Genomic DNA, 18,990 nt, shown 5'->3' on the forward strand with positions numbered 1-18,990 from the left:
TTTACCTATCATCCAACATAGCCAACAACTGCTGTTTAGAAAAAACTGGTTGCTTGTCCGAGTCAACAATAAACGAGCCAACATCTTCCATCACAAGCGACCACTGCAACGGCAATAGTTGTTCCCGCACAATCATTCGCCAATTGGCTGGCGTTAAGGCGGCGTGGCCCCACCCTCCCTGCTGCAAACATTGACTCAGGTAGTCCAGGTTAGGCTCAGGCCAATTGGATTGATTCAAGTACCACCATAAATCATAAATATCACGCCCCTTGAGATAGTTACGCTGCAAGATGGCGCTCAGTTTTCCGGCCAGAAGCGTGGCCGGATCATGGTGCTGCAAATTCAGAGGAACGTGTTTGTTTAATGGGGTTGTCGTTAAGCGAGCATGTGATGGTGGATTGGTGTCTACTTCAATTTTGATTGCCAGGACTTCTTCCGCGTGTCCCGACAAGCCAAGTTCGTAAAGCAGGCCACGAAAGCGCACGAAGGCTTTATGAACCGCCTGCTTTTCGTTCAACTTAACATCAACCTCATAGGCTTCGGCGGAAAAATCACGCACGATTTGCTGCAAATAGGCGCGAAAATCATAGGCCTCCGGATGCAATTCGAGAGCAAAATCAAGGTCTTCGGAGTAGCGGGGAATGTCATAGAGAAAGCGCAGACTTGTGCCGCCATAAAAAGCCAGCGTTTGCATCGCGCCAGCGCGCTGCAGACTTTGCAGAGTACGCGCTTGTAGATATTCACGCACGGTGTGGATCGCCAGAAGTTTGGTTGGCGCAGGGGCAATAAGTGAGCGCAGATAGGCTTTCATAATGGTTCGTATTCTTCGGCTTCGCGCCGGGCAATCGCCTCAATCACGCTGGCGGCGCGTTTAAGTTTGGGCTTGCGGGAACGTTCTGCTAAACGATGAAGCCGCCCAATATCAAGCGCTTCAAGATTTTGCAGGCGCAGAGATTCGATATATTCCCTTGAGTCTCCCTGCGGGCGGAAATGGATGAGATCGAGCAGCGCTTTTTCTGGCATGGCGACGTAGGCGTCTTCTTCATCAACCAAAAGGCGGTACTCGATGCCATAGAACAGAGAGGGATGAATGTGCCGGTAAGAAAAACGGCCGAACTTGTTTTCATACTTCCCTGGCCGTTGGGTGGTAACACTGGTGACAACGGCGACATGTTCTGGGATGAGGTGGTAGTAAGCCAACGCCATTTGCAGACTCACATAAGAACCGGGCACAAGATGATTTGCCACAACAAAGGGATGGGGATTTTGGTGCGGCAGCGTATAGATACCACGCCGTAATTGGACAATTTTCTTATCTTTTGTCCAATCGCTTAACTGTCGTTTAGCCTGATGGTGCGTTACGTCACCGGTCAGAAGTAACGACGTCTCAAACAGTGGTTGATCTTGCACGATCTCTTGTAGTTGCTGCCAGCGCATGATGGTTATTATGGCTTAAATCGTTAGTTGTTGCAACGCTTTTGAGATTATGGGCAACGGCCGTTTTCCCCACCAGCCTCACCATTCCCCGTCAAATCATGTCCAGCAGTCTCTGAATAAACCAACTATATGTCAACTCATCCGTCGCCGACCAGAACACGCACCTATACCCAGAAAGCGCGCCAGGCCCGTCGCTCCCGTCGCTCCCGCTCTGGGCACAGAGCGGCTAAAGCTCTCGATTTAGTCGAGAGCTTTTTTATTTTCTATGCGCCACACCTGCTGCGGGTTCCACCCTGAGTCGCTCCCGTCAACCACACTGGAGGGAAACGGCCCCCCAATACACCCCCCTGCTCTCCCGCCAGGGGAGCGCAATCCGCTGCGGTAGCAGCGCGTTGAGCCAGGTTTTTTGTCAGACGCGCGACGCTGGTAAGTGCAAGCGTATAATGCGATGTGGGTGAGAAACCGTCGTTTCCCTCGTCAGCCTCACTATCTCTTATCAAAAGAACGACAAAAACTATACCAGACGAACCCGTTTTAACGCATCTTACCCGGAAGAACCGCGTACGCTAAATGAATCAAGCCCGGGCGCAAATTTTGCTTGACGGTCGTTTCTAACTAAGCTATAGTACTTGCGTACTGCTGGAACCACGTGTACGCTTCACAAAACAGGATCATCATCACACTCCACAGCGTCCCGCAATGAAAAGCATCCGGTGTCAAGCCGAATTGGCATGCCAATGTCCGCTTTCACACCACCTTAAACCTCTGGGTAACATACCCCACCTGGAGACCCTACACTTCAATACGATTCCGTCTGGCTAACAACTTCTCGTTGGATTGAGGTTTAAATACGGTTTGGTCAACGGCCGTTATCCCCCTTCCCAACGGCCTGTTTTTCACCCAAAGGAGCGTGCCTTATGCCAGTTGCCCCACCCATTTCCTATCCTGGCGTCTACATCCAGGAAATACCGAGCGGTGTGCGCACCATCACCGGCGTACCCACCGCCATTACAGCCTTTATCGGCCGTGCCCCGCGTGGCCCCGTCAATGAACCCGTCACCATTTCAAGTTATGGCGACTACGAACGCGCCTTCGGCGGGTTAGACCTGGACAGCCCCATGAGCTACGCTGTGCGCGATTTTTTCAACAACGGCGGCGGTCAGGCTCTCATCGTGCGCCTGCACAAGGATAGTACAGCCGCCAGCGTTGAGCTAGAGGGTTCCCTGCACCTGGAGGCCGCCAATTCCGGCGAATGGGGCAACCACCTTCACGTCAAGCTAGTTGCCGTTAATAACGAAGAATTATTGCAGAAATTCGGCGTTCAGAAGGGTGAACTATTTAACCTTGAAATCGCTGAAGGTAACCCTGATCGGCCAAAGGAGCGCATCAACAATGTCTCTATCGCTGATGGCAAACGACGACTGGATCGCGTGTTGACGCAAGAATCTGCTTTGCTGCGCGTGGGTGAATTGGGTGACAAAACAAAGTTGGCCTCTGTGGATGAGTTCGTCCCATTGGCTGGTGGGTCTTCTGGTAAACCGCTGGAACCTGAGGACTATAAAGGTAGTGAAGAAGATAAAACTGCTCTCTACGCCCTGGAGAAGGCCGACCTCTTTAATATCTTGTGCGTGCCGCCAGACAGCCGTAATGGCAATATAGATAACAGCTTGCACGCGGAATTTACCGCCTATTGCGTTAAGCGGCGGGCGATCTACCTTGTAGACCCACCCCATGAATGGGCTGCCCGCAAGGAAACGGCAGCGGCAACTGCGAAAGCCAGGCTAAGCGATCTGGGCATTGCCGGACCCGATGCCCGTAACGCCTCCCTCTACTTTCCCCGTATCGTGCAGGCCGATCCCTACGGGAAGGGCAGCCAGATGTTTTCCCTGCCTGCGGCGCCATCGCCGGGGTCATGTCCCGCACCGATGCCACACGCGGCGTCTGGAAAGCGCCGGCCGGGTTGGACGCCACCATCAACGGCATTCGCAGCCTGCAAGCCAATCTCACCGACGCCGAAAATGGGCTGCTCAACCCGTCAGGCGTCAACTGCTTACGTACTTTTCCCAACCTGGGCGCGGTCATTTGGGGGGCGCGGACACTGCGCGGCGCAGACCAACTTGGCGATGAGTACAAATACCTTCCGGTGCGGCGGTTGGCTCTCTTTATTGAGGAAACCTTGTACCGCAGCACCCAATGGGCGGTCTTTGAACCCAACGACGAGCCGTTATGGTCTCAATTACGCCTGAACATCGGCGTTTTTATGCATGATCTGTTCCGCCAGGGCGCATTCCAGGGCGGCAAGCCCGGCGACGCCTATTTTGTGCGCTGCGACGCTTCGACCACACCTCAAAGCGACATTGACAAAGGCATCGTCAACATCATCGTGGGGTTCGCTCCCCTGAAACCGGCCGAGTTCGTCGTTATCTACTTGCAGCAGATAGCGGGCAATCTGGCAGCCTGATAGCCTGTCCGTACATCCGTATAAAAGGAGAATAGTATGCCTTCCCAATTTGTGGTCAATACCCATCGTTACGATCCCTACAAAACTTTCAAGTTCCGCGTGAAGTGGGACGGCCGTTACGTGGCCGGTATTAGCAAAGTGGGCGGTCTCACTCGCACCACCCAAGTCGTCAGCTATCGGGAAGGCGGTGACCCCACCAGCGCCCGCAAATCCCCCGGCCAGAGCGACTATGGCCCTGTCACCCTGGAACGAGGCGTCACCCATGACACCGATTTTGAAGCCTGGGCCAACAAAATATGGGCTTATGGCTCTGGGTCCGGTCAGGAAATCTCGCTCAAGGATTTCCGCAAAGACATCATCATCGAGTTATACAACGAGGCGGGACAAAAGGTGCTCGCCTACAACCTGTTCCGCTGTTGGGTGTCGGAATACACCGCCATGCCGGAACTGGATGCCAACGCTAACGCCGTCGCCATTCAATCTATTACGCTGCAACACGAGGGGTGGCAGCGGGATGAGAGCGTTGTGGAACCGCAGGAGCCGAGCTTCTGAAGCGCCAGAGCCTAGACGTAAGGAGCGTAAACCGTGCGTTCACTGAATGCGGCCGACATCGTGACCATTTGGGATAGGGGGCAGGCGATGCACCCGATTGACCGCGCTTTACTGCTGTTGACGGCCGCTTTGCCGGAAGCAGACCCGGTTGATCTGCAAAATCTGACGATAGGGCAGCGCAACGGCCGTTTGCTCCACCTGCGTCAACTCACCATTGGCGACGAATTGGCCGCCCTGGTCAACTGCCCCCAATGTGGCGCGACGTTGGAATTTAGCCTGACGGTCAGCCAACTCCAACGGCCGGAACCAACCACCACCAGCTACACCATCATTCTGGAGGGTCAGAAATGGCGGCTCCGCCTGCCCACCAGCGCCGATCTGTCCGCCTTGTTGTCTAGCCCAACCATTGACCACGCCCGCCAACAGCTTGTTGCTCGCTGCGTTCAGCCAGACGCCGGGCAACCGGCATCGCCCACGCCCACCGCCTCCATACTGGCCGAAATTGCCCGTTCTATGGCCGAAACCGACCCGCAAGCCGACATGCGTTTTAGTCTGACCTGCGCCGATTGCGCCCATGAGTGGCAGTCCCATTTCGATGTCGTCGCCTTTTTCTGGGCCGAGCTAGCAGCCCAGGCCAGGCGGCTGCTCTTGGAGGTTCATCAGATTGCCCGCGCTTATGGCTGGCGGGAGCCGGACATTCTGGCCTTGAGCAGTCGTCGTCGTCACCTGTATCTGGAGATGATTGGGGCATGAGCGACTTTTTCACGCGCCTGGCTGCCGATGTGCTGGCAACGGCCGTTTCCCCGCTTCCAGATTTGTCCTCAGTGCAGACCATCTCGCCACCCCTGTTTGCCCCCGGCCTGGCTGACCCTCCGGCCGATAGAACGCCCGAAGCCCCGCTCCTGCCCGCCTCCGAACCTGACTCAAGCGCCGCAGTCGCCATGCCGACGTCCTTCACTGCGACCCCGCCAATCGCGGAACGCCCGCCTTTGCCGGACGGCCTGGCGCCATTGGTCCCGGCCTCTGTGCCAGTAGATGCGCCCGCGCCTTCGCCGATAGCTTTGCTGATTCCAGCCAGCCCGCCACAGCCATCGGCCGCAACCGCTATACCCCTGCCCAACCTCCCGACCGCCGCCGTAGCTGCCCAGCCTGATTCTGGCTCTATGAATCAATCAGTCGTCGCCATCCAACCTGTTCCCCCCGCAGAGCAAATCGCCGACAGTGAAACGGCCGTTTCCCCCACCTTATCATTGTCGCCGCCCCCTGCCATAACCGCCCAACCAGCAACCGTACCAACCACCGACCCGCCGGTCATGCCCGCGCCGCAGACAGCGAGATTGGAAACGGCCGTTGCCCACCAACCGAGTACCCCGCCAGGCACCCCCCCGACCTTGCCAAAACCTACATTGCCCGCCACTACCACAACTACCCAAACCGACGAAACCGCCCCAACCACCAACAAACCCCTGCTAACATCTGTCCATCATCTATCCACTACCAACCACCCGCAACTAGCCACCATTCGCCCCGACCTGCCGCCCACCTCAGCCCCAACAGAGGCCAGGGCCGCCGAGGCAGCCGTCGCCCCCACCGTCACCATCACCATTGGCCGGGTCATCGTCCAGGCGGCCCCACCGCCGACGGTGGCCGCGCCGCCATCAATCGTAGGGCGTCGCCAGCCCGCCGTTTCGCTGCAAACGTATCTGGAACGTAACGGAGGGAAGGGTTGATGGGGAGTTATCAGGCTGTAGCGGCCGTAACGGCCGTTCTCGACTATTTGATCAGCGACGCGGTAGCCCAACTGGACGTGGGAGCAACGGCCGTTAAAGTTGAGCCGCCCAAAGATAGGCGCAACGACCCGCACGGCGACCAACCGGCCGTCCACATCTACCTCTACCGGGTCATCGAAAACGGCCTGTGGCGCAACAACGACCTTCCTTTGCGCGGCAGCCAGGGCCAGTTGGTGCAACAGCCGCGCCTGGCTCTCAACCTCCATTACCTGATTAGCTTCTACGGCAAAGAAGCCGACTACGCGCCGCAAAAATTACTCGGCGCCGTCGCCAGCCTCTTTCAGCGTCAACCCATCCTCACCTCAACCTTGCTGGCCGACATGAAAAACCGCGCCGCTGAGGCTGGCAATCACGCCTTCAGCCAGCTTTTGCAGGCTTCCCATTTAGAGACCGACGCCCAGGTGGAACAGGTCAAATTCTCCCTGGTGACGTTAGACCTGGAAGAGATGTCAAAGCTGTGGTCGGTGCTGCTGCAAGTGCCCTACACTCTGTCGCTGACCTACGAAGCGGCCGTTGTCTTCATCGAGCCGGAGGTGACGCCGGTAGAAGCGCAACCGGTACGGAGCGTGACATCCGGGTCAACGTGGCAGGAGGAGGTAGATCATGAGCGATTGGGCTAATCTCGCCGCCCACGTCGCCCGTGTGTACGCCTGCCTGGCACGTCACGCCGGTGAAACTGAAGAGCCGCCCTCGCCCGCTGGTCTGGTGGCCTCCCATCAAATTATCGCCGCGAGTACGCCAAGCTCCAGCGCAAGCTGGCCCGCAGCGAAACGGAGGGCTGGCTGTGAACCTGAATTTGAACATTGAAGAGTTGGTTTTGGCGGGCGTTGACAAGGGGGAGGAAACGGCCGTTCTCGCCGCCCTGGAAGCGGAGCTGACGCGGCTGTTTAGCGAGGCGCCGTTTTCTAATCGGCAATTGTCAATTGTCAATCGTCAATTGCCGATGAATATCACGGCAATGCCAGGCGCGACGCCGGAAGCAATTGGTCAGCAAATCGGCCGTGCCATTTATAGAGCAGCTTGGTCATGAGTGAAAAAACCGCACAAAAAAAGCTTTACTTAGTGATCATCCAGAAATAAGTTCGTAGTAACGGCTTTAGCCGTCCAGACCGCTAAAGCGGTTACTACAAGCCAAAACACCTGTCAAAAAGAGGAAAAGCGGGCAAGAATTTCTGGAAAAGCTAAAGACGCAAAACGTCATCGGGGGGCGGCAATAGACAACGTCTCAGGAGAGATATGATGGTTTATTCAACTGTTAGCCCGCGCACCTTAAAAGGGGCCATCGTGGCCATCGACGCCAACCAGCCACGGCCGTTTACCATCCTTTTTCAGTACAACCCGGAAAAGGTGCAGCGCTCGCTGCAGCCGCGGCTATTGGGTGGGGATGGCGGGCAGCAGTTGGAAACGCTGCGCTACACCGGCCCGCCCGTGGAAACCATCAACGTGGAAATCACCATCCACGCCGCCGAGCAGTTGGACAAAGGGGAGGAAACGGCCGTTTCCTTCGGCATCCACCCCCAACTGGCCGCCCTGGAAATTCTGGCCTATCCGCAAAGCCAACAAGTGGTGCAAAACGGCCGTTTGGCCGCCCAGGGCGCTATCGAAATCGGCCCCTATACCGCGCCGCTCACCCTCTTCGTCTGGGGGCGCAGCCGTGTGATGCCCGTCACTCTCACCGGCTTTACCATGCAAGAACAGCTTTTCGACACCCGCCTCAACCCGCTGCAAGCCACCCTCACCCTCAACATGCGCAGTCTCAGCTACGCCGATCTCGACAGCAGCCACCGCGGCTACCACCTCTTCCTGGCCTACCAGCAGATCAAAGAAGGACTGGCGCAGCGCTGGGCTACCGGCGACGCCGGCGCCTTTACCGGCGTTGATAGCGGCAGATTTTAACAAAGGAGCAGCGCCATGCTTAACCCCGACAGCCGTTACTATCACCTGGAAGAAGCCATTTATGAAGCTCCAAACGGCCGTAAAATCGTTTACAAACGACGCCGCTTCTTGCCACAAGGCGAACCCATCCCGGAACTGCAACAGGTCACCCTCGCTCCCGATGACCGCCTCGACCTGATCGCCGCCCGCGCCCTGGGCGACCCGCTCGCCTTCTGGCAAATCGCCGACGCCAACAATGCCTTGAATCCCGCAGACCTGACCGGCGCGGCCCAGATTGGTCGCAACCTCAAAATCCCCATCCCCCAATTCAAGGAAGCGACATGACCATTCAATCCGTCCGTCTGGCGCTTTATTTAGGGCACGGACATCCCACGCCGGCCCCGGCCAACATTACCAAAGCCGTGCAGCAGGTGACGGTCAGGCAGGATGACGGCGGCGCTCAGGGCTTCTCGCTTACCCTGCGAGCGGAACGAGATTGGGCCGGCCGGCCGGATTATGCCCTGCTGCACGCCGCAAAACTCAAACCGGGCAGCCGCCTTGTCATCGCCATGACCTTAAACGCCACGCCCAGCGTCTTGCTGGATGGCGTGATAGACCACATCCAGCTAAACCCGCCCCAAGCGGGGCAGGCGGCCACCATCACCATAAGCGGCGGCGATGTCAGCCGCCTGATGGACCTGGTTGACGTGAACATGGCCTTACCGCTGCCGAATATAACGGCCGTTGTCACCGCCATTCTCGCCAAATACATCCCCCTGGGCATTACCCCGGCCATCATCCCGACCATCAAAGAATTCACCCGCTTGCCAATCGAACGTGCCTTCTTCCAGAAAGGGAGCGACCTGCATTATCTACGCAAACTGGCCGGGGAAAACGGCTATATCTTCGTCATCAGACCTGGCCCGTTGCCCGGCCTCAGCCTGGCCTATTGGGGACCGCTCATCAAAGTGGGCCTACCCCAAAAAGGGTTGACGGTAGACATGGGCCACAGCACCAATATCGAGACCATCAACTTCGAGTACGATGCTCGCAAACCCCGGCAGGTTTACGGCCTGGTGGCTCAGGAAAACACGGCCGTGCCTGTCCCCGTCCTCAGCCTCACCAACATATACCCACCCCCGCTGGCCAGCCACTCCCCCTTTCTCTATAACCAGCCCTACATCAAAAAAGAGCGACAAACCATCAGCAAAGGGGGCAGCGTGACCGAAGCTTACCTACAGGCCCAGGCCCGCGTGGATGAATCTGCCGACAGCGTCGTCAGAGTCACTGGTACGCTCAACGCCTTGCAATATGGGGCCATCCTGCGCGCCCCTGGCATCGTAGGGTTGTGCGGCGCCGGTCAGGCCCACGACGGCTATTACTACGTTAAAAGTGTCACCCACACCATCAGCCAGGGACGGTATCAACAGCAATTTGTCCTCGGCCGCGAAGGGTTGGGTAGTATCGTCAACAGGATAAACCCATGAGCAACTTTTACGGCAAATATCGCGGCAAAGTCGTCAACAATATCGATCCTCTGATGCGCGGCCGCCTCATCACCCTGGTTCCGGCCGTCTCTGAACTTCCTCTCAGTTGGGCGTTGCCCTGCCTCCCCTACGCCGGGCCAGGCGTCGGTTTTTTCGCCCTGCCGCCCATCGGGGCCAACGTCTGGGTCGAATTCGAGGGCGGCGATCCTAACTACCCCATCTGGAGCGGCTGCTTTTGGGGTGATGGGCAGGCTCCGGCCAAACCGGCCGTTCCCACCACCATCACGCTAAAAACCCAGGCTACCACGCTGGAGATCAACGATTTGCTCGCCACCGCTTCTCTCACCACCGTCACCCCCTCCGGTCCTGTCAAAATTGAGCAGGGGCCGGGGGGTATCAGCCTGACCGTCGGCCCCACCAGCTTCAAAATCACGCTGCAAGCAGTCGAAGCCAGCCTATCGCCATCCAGTCTGGCGCTCAGGCCGGACGGTATCGCTCTGCAAAACGCCAGCGCTTCGGCCAACATCGCGCCGGGCGGCCTCAGCATTAAAAACGGCGCGGCCGACATCACCCTCAGCCCGTCTAGCATCGAAATCAAAAATGGCGCGGCCAGCGTCGTTCTCTCACCAGCGTCTGTTTCCCTCAATAACGGCGCTCTGGAGGTGATGTAATATGCCTGGATTTTTGCTCCACGTTGGCGCGGCGGTGCAGTGCGCCCATGGCGGCCTGGCCCAACCCACCGCGCCCAATCCGCGCGTCCGGGTGATGGGGCAGCCTATCGTGACCCTGGGCGCCCCTTTCGTGGTTGCCGGTTGCGCTTTTCCGCCGCCACCGGCCGGCAACGGCCCCTGCGTCACGGCCAATTGGGTAATGGGCGCGACGCGCGTCCGCTCTATGGGCCAGCCGGTGTTGCTGCAAGATAGCCATGCGGTGTGTACGCCGACCGGTACGCCGTTGACCATCGGCGTGGTCCAGACTCGAGTCAAGGGGATGTGAACGTGGCCCACCTCCAATTTCCTTACCAGATAGACAGCCGGGGACAAACGGCCGTTGCCACCCCCGACGACCACATCAACCAGCTCGTTACCCAGGTTCTCTTTACCAACCCGGGCGAGCGCGTCAACCGCCCCGACTTTGGCGCGGGCGTGCTGCAACTCATGTTCGCCCCCCACAACGACGAAATGGCCGCCGCCGCCGAATTCCTAATTCGCGGCGCGCTCCAGCAATGGCTAGGCGACCTGATCCAGGTCGAAACCGTGTCGTTACGCGGCGAGGAAGCGCAAATCGCCATCCTCATTCAGTATATCCGCCGCCACGACGGGCAGCGCCAACTCATAGAGCTAACCCCATGACTCAGAACGCCGCCGCCAGCCACCCCTTCACGCCACCAGAGATTGACTATCTGAGCCGCGATTTTGCCAGCCTGCGCCAGGTGATGTTGGACCATCTGGCCACGCTTGCGCCGCAGTGGCAAGAAGATAATCTGGCCGACCTCGGCCACGTTTTGCTGGATATTCTGGCCCATGCTGGCGACCAACTCAGCTATTTCCAGGATGCCGTCGCTACCGAAGCCTATTTGGGCACCGCTCGCCGCCGCGAATCCGTCCGCCGCCACGCCCGCCTGCTCGACTATTTTCTGCACGAAGGGTGTAACGCCCGCGTTCTCGTCCACGTCAACGTCAGCCAAGAGGCGACGCTGCCACCTGGCACGCTCTTTCTGACCGCCGCCAACAGCAGCCCCGTCATCGCGCTCGATTCGGCCGTCTACCGGCAGGCGCTCGCCCAAAAAGCCCACGTTTTTGAATCCATGCAGCCGGTTCACCTCTACCCGGCCCACAACGAAATTCCTTTTTTTGTCCCTGACGATGAGCTTCCCTGGCTGCCAACCGGGGCGACCAGCGCCCGCTTGCATAACGATCCGCCCCTCTATTTGCAAGTCGGGGAGTTCTTGCTTTTCCAGGAGATCGCCAATCGCGCCACCGGCGATCCTTTGACCGCCGACCCCACCCGCTGCCATGCGGTCCGCCTGACGCGAATCTTGGCCTATGCCCATCAGGGGCGGGCTGTCTTGGAGATTGGTTGGGATAGCGCCGACGCGCCGCCCTTCGACCTGGTGTTGGAACGGCGTAGGGGGCAATCTCAACCGCAGCCCATCAGCGTGGCGCGGGGCAACCTGGCATTGGCCGACGACGGCCGTACGACCACCGTCACCCTCCCCACCGTTCTCCCCGACCAACGATACCTGCCACGTCTCACCGCCCAGCCCCTCATCTACGCCGAACCGCTGCCAGCCGAACCCCGTCCTCTCAGCCTGCTGCTGCGACAAAATCCGCGCCGCGCCCTGCCCACCGTGCAGCTTTGGCAGCGTCACCACGTCGCCAACGCTCAACCAGCCCAAGGCCGTTGCCTGCCCCTGCCCGATGGCGGCATGTTGATTTTCGATGCGGTTGAGCAAGAAATGGTTTGGGCGGAAAACGGCCGTTTCCACCACACTCTCCCCTGGCAAGTCCGCCGCGAACTGCTCAACAGCGGCCCCTTCGCCCGGGATTTCGTTGTCGAAATCGCCAACAGCGGTGAAGCCCGGCTGCGCTTTGGCTTTGGCGATGTGGGCTGGCAGCCCCAACCCGGCGACCAGTTCACGGCCGTTTTCCGCATCGGCAACCGCGGCAACATCGGACCAGACGCCATCAACCATATTGTTTTGCCCAAAGGCGACCCGGCCGGCGCGGCCGTGCGCCGCGTCAGCAATCCCCTGCCTGCGGTGGGCGGCCAGGTCCGCGAGCCACAAGAAACCGCCCGCCTGCTGGCCCCGGCCAGCCTGGGCGGCCAACTGCGCTGCGTCACGGCCGAAGATTATGCGGCGCAGATGTTGCAGCACCCAGAGGTAGCCGAAGCGCAGGCCAGGTTGGTACCCGGCCCGCTGTGGCAAACGGCCGTTATCTCCGTCCGTCGCCGCCACCTGCCTTTCGACAATCAATTCCGCCAGGAATTGGCCGACTTTATTCGCCCCTACCTCCTCGTCGGCGCCGACGTAGAGATTCGTGAGCCAGAGATCATCAGCGTCTACCTGGCGCTGACCGTCACGCCCCGCCCCGGCGTCGCCCCCGCCCTCTTGCGCGAAGCGCTGCGCGCCGCCTTCAACGAGACAGCGGACGGTTTTTTCTACCCGCCGCGCTTCCAGATCGGCCAATCGCTCTACCAGAGCCAGGTTGTCGCTCACGCCCTGGCCGTGCCCGGCGTACAGCGCGTCGCCTGCCAACTGCGGCCCAGCCCAGAGGCCGAGCCTCAGGAAGAGATTCGCGTGCCGCAAACGGCCGTTTTACGCCTGTTGGCCCCGGTCAGTATCGAGGTGCGCCATGCCCAATGATTCCCCCTTCCACCTCATGCCGCTGCTGCAACCCCAAAAAGAGGGTCCGACCCGCGTGAATCCACCCGGCCTCACGGCCCTCACCTATCGCGCCGGTAGCTACAGCGACTTCGTCACCCGGATGTTGCAACGCCTGCGCGAGCAACCGGTCGGCGATAGCCACGGCGACGTCCAATATCCACTGCGCCACCTCAATCTGCTTGCCGGGGAGGATATGACCCTGGCCCTGATTCGCGCCTGGGCCATCGTGGCCGACATCATCGCCTTTTACCAGGAGCGCATCATCAATGAAGGCTACCTGCGCACCGCCACCGAGCGTCGTTCCGTCTTAGAATTGACTCGCGCGATCGGGTACGAATTGGCTCCGCCGCTGGCGGCCACGACGTATCTGGCCTTCTACGCGCTGAACAATCCCGACGCGCCTGGACCGCTGCGGATTCCGGCCGGCACGGCCGTGCAAAGTGTGCCCGCCCCTTTTTCCCCCCATGAGGCCGTGAAGGCCATTGTCCAGGGCACAACCGGCGCAGACCCCACCGCCAACCTGCCCATCATCTTTGAAACAACCGGCGACCTCAGGGCCCGCCCTGAATGGAACGAACTCAAGCCGTCGCGTTTCGTGGGCGCGCCCTGGCCGGCGGCCCAACCCGGCCAGGAACGAACTTTGCGACTGAATGGGCTGCAAACCGGGCTTAAACCGGGCGATGGCCTGCTTATTATCAGCGGCAGCGCGGCGAGCAGCCAAAACCTTGCCGCCTGGGAACTGCTGCTGCTGGATGGCGTGTCGCCTAACCCCACGGCCGGGTACACGGCCGTTACCTGGCAGCAATCACACGGCCCCACACCAGCCGAAGGCATTCCTGCGCCCCAAGCCTTCGCCCTACGCCGCCAGAGCGCACTCTATGCTTACGCGGCCGGTTCCGTCTTTTGCGCCAACGATGGCGCCTGGCTGCCGGCCAACATCGGCCTGCCCGCCAAACCGGTGCGGGCGGCGGCCAACGGGCGCGGACGCGCCTATGTAGCTGTGGAAACGACGCTTTACAGCTCCCGCGACCTGGGCGACACCTGGCAACCGCTGACCACCGGCCTGCCCCCCAAAGAGATTTATGCCGTCGCCGCCAGCGCCGCAGGCGCGGTCGCCATCGGGAGCGATGATGGCAGCGTGTTTCTCTCGCAAGATGGTGGCGCTGGCTGGACGCCGCTCAGCGGCCCCGGTGAGGTGGAAATCCTTACCGGCTGGCGGCGCTTCTTCCAGCCAGTGCGCCACAAACTCCCCAAGACCATCGTGCGCGCCCTCTGGCATACCGATGACAAAGGGCCTTCCCTGCTGGCCGGGACGGATAAGGGCGTCTTTGCCTATGTCACGGAAGCGAATCGTTGGACGCCGCTGAACGGCCGTTTCCCCAACCTGGACCGCGAGACAGGGGAAGCAGCATTGTCAGTAAGGGCGTTAACGGCCGTTGCCAACGGCAAACGCCTCCTCGCCGGGACCAGCAGCGGCGTTTTCCCGGTCGAGCCGCTCTTTCGCCCGCCGGACAATAAGCTGCTGCTGGCCTTCCTCGCCTTTGTCCTGCTGCTGCCTGCCGTGGTGGCCCGTCTACTCCAGTCCGCAACGGCCGTTCTTACCGGTCCACTCACCCAATTCGCCCTGTTGGTAACACTGCTGGTCTTGCTCTACCTGCTCCAGCCCCGCCGCCTGACAGCGTTAAGCGGGCTGATCGCCCTGGCATTTTACGCCACCCAGAGCGAGTGGGTTGTTTCCGACCAGATTATCTTCCTCTTGCAAAATTTACTGGCGCAAGCAGGATCGGCAGTGGATGGCGCGTTGCTGATCAACCCGCTCTTGCTGCTGTTATTGGCCTTGCTGGGGGCCAATCTTCTTTTTGCCGCCCTGGGGCAACTGCCCGGACTGATGCGCCGTGCGTTCCCTTTTCTACAGGCCAAATCAACCCAACCATCTGTTTATGATTTACTGCCCGTCGGCGATTCAGTATATGCGGCCACCGACCAGGGTATTTTTCGCCTGACGGCCGTTCCCGGCTGGCGCGTTCGTTGGGCTGCCTGGCTGCGGCGGCTCTTCCGGGGGCCGGAACCGGAGACATGGACGGCCGTTTCCCTCTGGCCCATCAGCGACTCTCCCGCCGACGAGCAGGCGTCGCGCACGGTCTATGCCCTGGCGCTGGATGAAAACGGCCGTTTAATGGCCGGGACCGCCTCCGGTGACATTTACCTGCGGCTGGGTGACGACTGGCGGCGCGAGGCTGACCTGCCGCTTGCCAGTGTGCGGGCGATCTTGAATACGGGAAACGGCCGTCTCGCCGCCGGGCAACCGGTGGAGGTGGTAGGCGAAAAGCGTTGGACGCGGGCGCAGCTTCGCGCCGGCGCGATTGACCTGCCGCTGCAACCCGCCAACGCGCCGCCGGGCAGCTACGCGGTGGCTCTGGATGCGGAAAGCGCCGCTCTGCTCACCCTCACTGGCGCGGCCAATCTTTCCAGCCACGATGTCCGGCAAGGGGGGCAAATTACCCGCGTCACGGTCAAAGAAACGGCCGATTTGCCTAATTTCCAGCGCGGGCAAACCCGGTTCTACTACCAGAGCGAACCCCTGCCCTTATACGACGACTGTTTCCTGCCCCAACCGGTCGGCGGCGACCGCCTCCACCTCCAGCAAGAGAACCTGGGGCTGCAATCCGGCCAACGTCTGGCGTTGGTGGGCCTGCCCGTCGGCCAGACTGACCATCTGAGCAGCGAATTACTCGCAATTCAATCGGTCGCGGCGGGCGATGGCCGGACCCTGCTTACCCTGGCCGCGCCGCTGCGTCACAACTACCAGCGTGACAGCGTGACGCTCTATGGCAATCTGGCCCCAGCCATTCACGGCGAGACGATTTACCATGAACCCTTGGGCGACAGCGACGGAACGCAAGCCAACCAGCGCTTTTGGCTGCGTCGCCCGCTGGCCTTTGTCGCCGCCCCTTCTGGAGATTACGAGACGACGCTGACCGTCATGGTGAGCGGCATTCCCTGGCGCAAAACACCCAGCCTGTTGGGCCAGCCGCCCGACGCCCGCGTTTATATGGTCCGCCGTAGCGATTCGGGGGCAACGGCCGTTATCTTTGGCGATGGTCAACAAGGGGCGCGGCTGCCCACCAGCCAGGAGCGGCTCAGCGCGTCTTATCGCAGCGGCGGGGGACCGGCCGGCAACGTGCCGCGCCACAGCCTGATGCTGCTGCCCTCCCAGTTGCCGTTGATCAGCAAAGTGAGCAATCCTCTCCCGGCCAGCGGTGGCGAACCGGCCGAATCTATGGACCAGGGACGTTACCTGGCGCCGCGACGGCTGCAAGCCAATCAGCGCATTGTCAGTTATAACGACTTCCTGCACTTCGCCAGCAGCTATCCGGGCGTGGGCAAAGCGGCCGCCCGGCAGGCGGGGCCGCGAAGAGGCGCCCCGCTGGAGATCGCCATCGCGCCGCGCCATCCCCGCCACCTGGAGCAAGATGACAAACTGCTAACCGATCTGGCTGCGGCCGTCGCCCACGTCCGCAGCCGGCCGCAGCCGCCTGTCGCCATTACCCCCTACCAACTCGTCCACTTTCAGCTTGATGTCACCTGTCACCTGGACCTGCCCTGGCGGCATTTGCCCCAGGCGGAATGGGACGAGCTGCAAGAAACAATTCGGCGGCTCTTGGCAACAGCTTTTGCTTTTGAGAAGCGTCAGATTGGGCAGATGGTGACAGAGGCGGAACTGTATGGGCTGCTGCAAGGGGTGCGGGGGATAACGGCCGTTACCCTCCATCACCTCCACCGCGTTACGCCCAACCCGAACCCCCAGACCCGACCAGACGAGCCTACCCGCGACATTCTGGCCGCCTGGGACGAACTGCTTTTACCCGATCCCCAGGCGCTGACCATTCGCCTGGAATTAGCGAGGGGGATGTGATGCCGCCACAACAATCTGCTGAACGCCTCTATCATCTGCTGCCGCTGCTCTACCGGCAGCGCGATGCCGCAGTCGGCCAACCGCTGCGGGCTTTGTTGGCGGTGCTGGAAAGCGAATTGGGGCGGCTGGAAAGCGACATTGCCGCCGCCTACGACGACTGGTTTATTGAAACCTGCAATCAATGGGTGGTTCCCTATCTGGCCGACCTGGTGGGCATTTCCGACCTAAGCGACCTGGCGACGCCTCAATTTGGACAGCGGCGGCGCGTGGCGAACCAGGTAGCGTATCAGCGGCGCAAGGGGCGGCTGCCGATGGTGGCCCACATAGCCCGCGATGTGACTGCCTGGCCGGCCTTTGCCGTCGAAACGGGGCGGCAGATCGCGCAAACGCTGCCGCTGCGCCGTCCCCTGACGGCCGCCAACCGCCTGTTTGCGGCGCGTTCAGCCCAGGCGGCCCTGGTGAATACGCCCTTCGATACCCAGGCGCGCGCGGCAGACATAGGCGGGATGGGCCGGGAAAACGGCCGTTCTCCCGGCAGCCTGGCCACGTTGGGCACGGTTGCTCTTTACCTGTGGCGGTTGAACAGCTACCCGGTGCGCCGCGCTCAGGCGGGGGTGCAGCAGCGCATCACCCGCGGCCGCCAGACCCGGCACTTTAGCTTCGATCCGCTGGGACGCGACACGCCGCTTTTCGTCGCGCCAGAGGCGATAGACGATCTGGATGCGCCGCTGCTGCCCCGGCATTTCCCGCAGCCGATCACGCGGGCGCTGCTGACGACCGATCTCTCCCAGGGTGAGAGCGCCGCCAGCGAACTGGTTGGCCCCAGGCGCAGTCTGGCTATCTGGTTGCACGGCCGTTATCTGCGGCCGGGTGAACTGCTTTGCGGTGAACTCAACGGCCAAAATAGCGCCGCCTGGCTTGAATTATTGGCCCACCTGAAGAAAACGGCGGTGGTGGACCCGGAAAACGGCCGTTTGCTTCTGGCTGATCTTCAGCCACGTGAACAGGTGATGGTCAGCTATGCCTATGGTGGCGGCGACATTGGCAGCCGCCCGCGCCGCATGGCGCTCAGCGCCGCGCCCCACCTGATTCAGGTGAGTCGGGCCGCGTCCGCTCAGGCCGATCCGTCGTTGCTGCCTTCGTTGGCGGCGGCGTTGGCGCGTTGGGAGGAGATTTGCGCCGCCAACAGTGCCGGGGCGACGGCGACTATCCGGTTGCTGGACAGCGCCATCTACGATGAGCCAGAGCTAATCATCAGCCTGCCCGACAATGCCCGGCTAACCCTGGAAACGAGCAGTGAAGAACGGCCGTTGCTGCGCTGTCCCCGTCTCTCTGTGCGCTATCCGGCGATGATGAAGCTGGCACTGGCAAGGGATGAAGAACATTTTTTTGAGCAGGCGTTGACGCTGCGCGGCCTTTTTCTGGATGGTTCGCTAGAAGTTGGCGAGCGGGGCCGTAGCCCCCTTACGCTGCAAGTGGACCAATGCACGCTCACCGGCGCGGTCATCGTTACCGGCGCGGGCCACGAGGGGGCAAACCATCCGGCGAATGTGGAGGTGGTCAGGAGCGTGGTGGGCGCAATCCGTTTGCAGGAGGGGAACGGCCGTTTAATCCTCCGGGACAGCATCGTTGATCCCGGCCCGGACGACGACGTCAGCCCGGTGCAAACCGACGAAACGAGCGCGACGACCATCGAGCGCAGTACCATCGTGGGGGATGCAGAGCTGCCGCAGTTGCAAACGCTGGCGGACAGTTTGATTTTGGGACGGCTGAACGCTCCGGCGGCGGCGGCCGTGCAGTACAGCTATTTTCTGGCTCCCGCCGCGCCGCCAGCGGATTGGCGGCATTGTGTGACGGGGGTGGGGGAACGGCCGTTGTTCATCAGCCGCCAGGCGGCCGATCCCGGCTATCTGCAATTGGCGGCTGCCTGCCCGGCCGCTATTGCTGCCGGGGCCAGCGACGGCGGCGAAATGGGCGCGACCAATCGCTGGCGCAACCACCACCGCCAGCAAAATCTACTACGCTTGCGCGATGATTATCTGCCGTTGGGTTACGAATTGGCCGTTGTACACATCACTTAACAG

17 protein-coding genes and 1 pseudogene are annotated in these 18,990 nt (G+C 60.7%); 16 read left to right on the forward strand and 2 right to left on the reverse strand.

The genetic code is table 11. The features are described from left to right. Position 1: 1 nt before the first annotated feature. Positions 2-811 (reverse strand): nucleotidyl transferase AbiEii/AbiGii toxin family protein, encoded by an 810-nt coding sequence (locus IPM39_19650; GenBank protein ID MBK8988251.1) that lies wholly within the window; start codon positions 809-811, stop codon positions 2-4. Further along, positions 808-1,410 (reverse strand): hypothetical protein, encoded by a 603-nt coding sequence (locus IPM39_19655; GenBank protein MBK8988252.1) that lies wholly within the window; start codon positions 1,408-1,410, stop codon positions 808-810. Before IPM39_19655 ends, IPM39_19650 begins: the two co-directional genes overlap by 4 nt. A gap of 944 nt (positions 1,411-2,354) precedes the next feature. Here IPM39_19655 and IPM39_19660 point away from each other — a divergent pair. The 16 genes and pseudogenes from IPM39_19660 (at position 2,355) to IPM39_19735 (ending at position 18,987) form a co-directional block, all read left to right on the forward strand. Beyond that, a pseudogene (locus IPM39_19660) lies at positions 2,355-3,898 on the forward strand (phage tail sheath family protein). A gap of 36 nt (positions 3,899-3,934) precedes the next feature. Further along, positions 3,935-4,450 carry a phage tail protein gene (locus IPM39_19665; GenBank protein ID MBK8988253.1) on the forward strand — a complete coding sequence of 172 codons (516 nt, stop codon included), beginning with the start codon at positions 3,935-3,937 and terminating at the stop codon, positions 4,448-4,450. A gap of 33 nt (positions 4,451-4,483) precedes the next feature. Continuing rightward, positions 4,484-5,203 carry a phage baseplate protein gene (locus IPM39_19670; protein MBK8988254.1) on the forward strand — a complete coding sequence of 240 codons (720 nt, stop codon included), beginning with the start codon at positions 4,484-4,486 and terminating at the stop codon, positions 5,201-5,203. Next, entirely contained in the window at positions 5,200-6,180 is a 981-nt protein-coding gene (locus IPM39_19675) for a hypothetical protein (protein MBK8988255.1), read from the forward strand. The genes IPM39_19670 and IPM39_19675 overlap by 4 nt, the downstream gene beginning before the upstream one ends. Continuing rightward, positions 6,180-6,860 carry a DUF4255 domain-containing protein gene (locus IPM39_19680; GenBank protein MBK8988256.1) on the forward strand — a complete coding sequence of 227 codons (681 nt, stop codon included), beginning with the start codon at positions 6,180-6,182 and terminating at the stop codon, positions 6,858-6,860. Before IPM39_19675 ends, IPM39_19680 begins: the two co-directional genes overlap by 1 nt. Next, entirely contained in the window at positions 6,844-7,047 is a 204-nt protein-coding gene (locus IPM39_19685) for a hypothetical protein (protein ID MBK8988257.1), read from the forward strand. Before IPM39_19680 ends, IPM39_19685 begins: the two co-directional genes overlap by 17 nt. Beyond that, on the forward strand, positions 7,025-7,270 hold the full coding sequence (locus IPM39_19690) for a hypothetical protein (protein MBK8988258.1): 246 nt from the start codon (positions 7,025-7,027) through the stop codon (positions 7,268-7,270). Before IPM39_19685 ends, IPM39_19690 begins: the two co-directional genes overlap by 23 nt. Positions 7,271-7,479: 209 nt before the next feature. Then, complete coding sequence (locus IPM39_19695; protein MBK8988259.1) at positions 7,480-8,136, forward strand: hypothetical protein; 657 nt, start codon at positions 7,480-7,482, stop codon at positions 8,134-8,136. 15 nt (positions 8,137-8,151) lie between these two features. Continuing rightward, complete coding sequence (locus tag IPM39_19700; GenBank protein MBK8988260.1) at positions 8,152-8,460, forward strand: hypothetical protein; 309 nt, start codon at positions 8,152-8,154, stop codon at positions 8,458-8,460. Continuing rightward, positions 8,457-9,602, forward strand: a complete 1,146-nt coding sequence (locus IPM39_19705; GenBank protein ID MBK8988261.1) for a hypothetical protein — start codon at positions 8,457-8,459, stop codon at positions 9,600-9,602. Before IPM39_19700 ends, IPM39_19705 begins: the two co-directional genes overlap by 4 nt. Further along, a complete protein-coding gene (locus tag IPM39_19710) occupies positions 9,599-10,273 on the forward strand; it encodes a baseplate assembly protein (protein MBK8988262.1) in 675 nt (224 codons plus the stop codon). Before IPM39_19705 ends, IPM39_19710 begins: the two co-directional genes overlap by 4 nt. A 1-nt stretch (position 10,274) precedes the next feature. Then, the gene (locus IPM39_19715; GenBank protein MBK8988263.1) at positions 10,275-10,598 is read left to right on the forward strand and encodes a hypothetical protein; all 324 of its coding nucleotides are present in this window, start codon (positions 10,275-10,277) and stop codon (positions 10,596-10,598) included. A gap of 2 nt (positions 10,599-10,600) precedes the next feature. After that, on the forward strand, positions 10,601-10,954 hold the full coding sequence (locus IPM39_19720; GenBank protein ID MBK8988264.1) for a GPW/gp25 family protein: 354 nt from the start codon (positions 10,601-10,603) through the stop codon (positions 10,952-10,954). Continuing rightward, positions 10,951-12,969, forward strand: coding sequence for a hypothetical protein (locus IPM39_19725; GenBank protein ID MBK8988265.1), 2,019 nt, complete (start codon positions 10,951-10,953; stop codon positions 12,967-12,969). The genes IPM39_19720 and IPM39_19725 overlap by 4 nt, the downstream gene beginning before the upstream one ends. Then, positions 12,959-16,906, forward strand: coding sequence for a hypothetical protein (locus tag IPM39_19730; GenBank protein MBK8988266.1), 3,948 nt, complete (start codon positions 12,959-12,961; stop codon positions 16,904-16,906). Before IPM39_19725 ends, IPM39_19730 begins: the two co-directional genes overlap by 11 nt. Then, on the forward strand, positions 16,906-18,987 hold the full coding sequence (locus tag IPM39_19735; protein MBK8988267.1) for a hypothetical protein: 2,082 nt from the start codon (positions 16,906-16,908) through the stop codon (positions 18,985-18,987). Before IPM39_19730 ends, IPM39_19735 begins: the two co-directional genes overlap by 1 nt. Positions 18,988-18,990: the final 3 nt, after the last annotated feature.

The organism is Candidatus Leptovillus gracilis (genome assembly GCA_016716065.1).
In the GTDB taxonomy this organism is placed as follows: domain Bacteria; phylum Chloroflexota; class Anaerolineae; order Promineifilales; family Promineifilaceae; genus Leptovillus; species Leptovillus gracilis.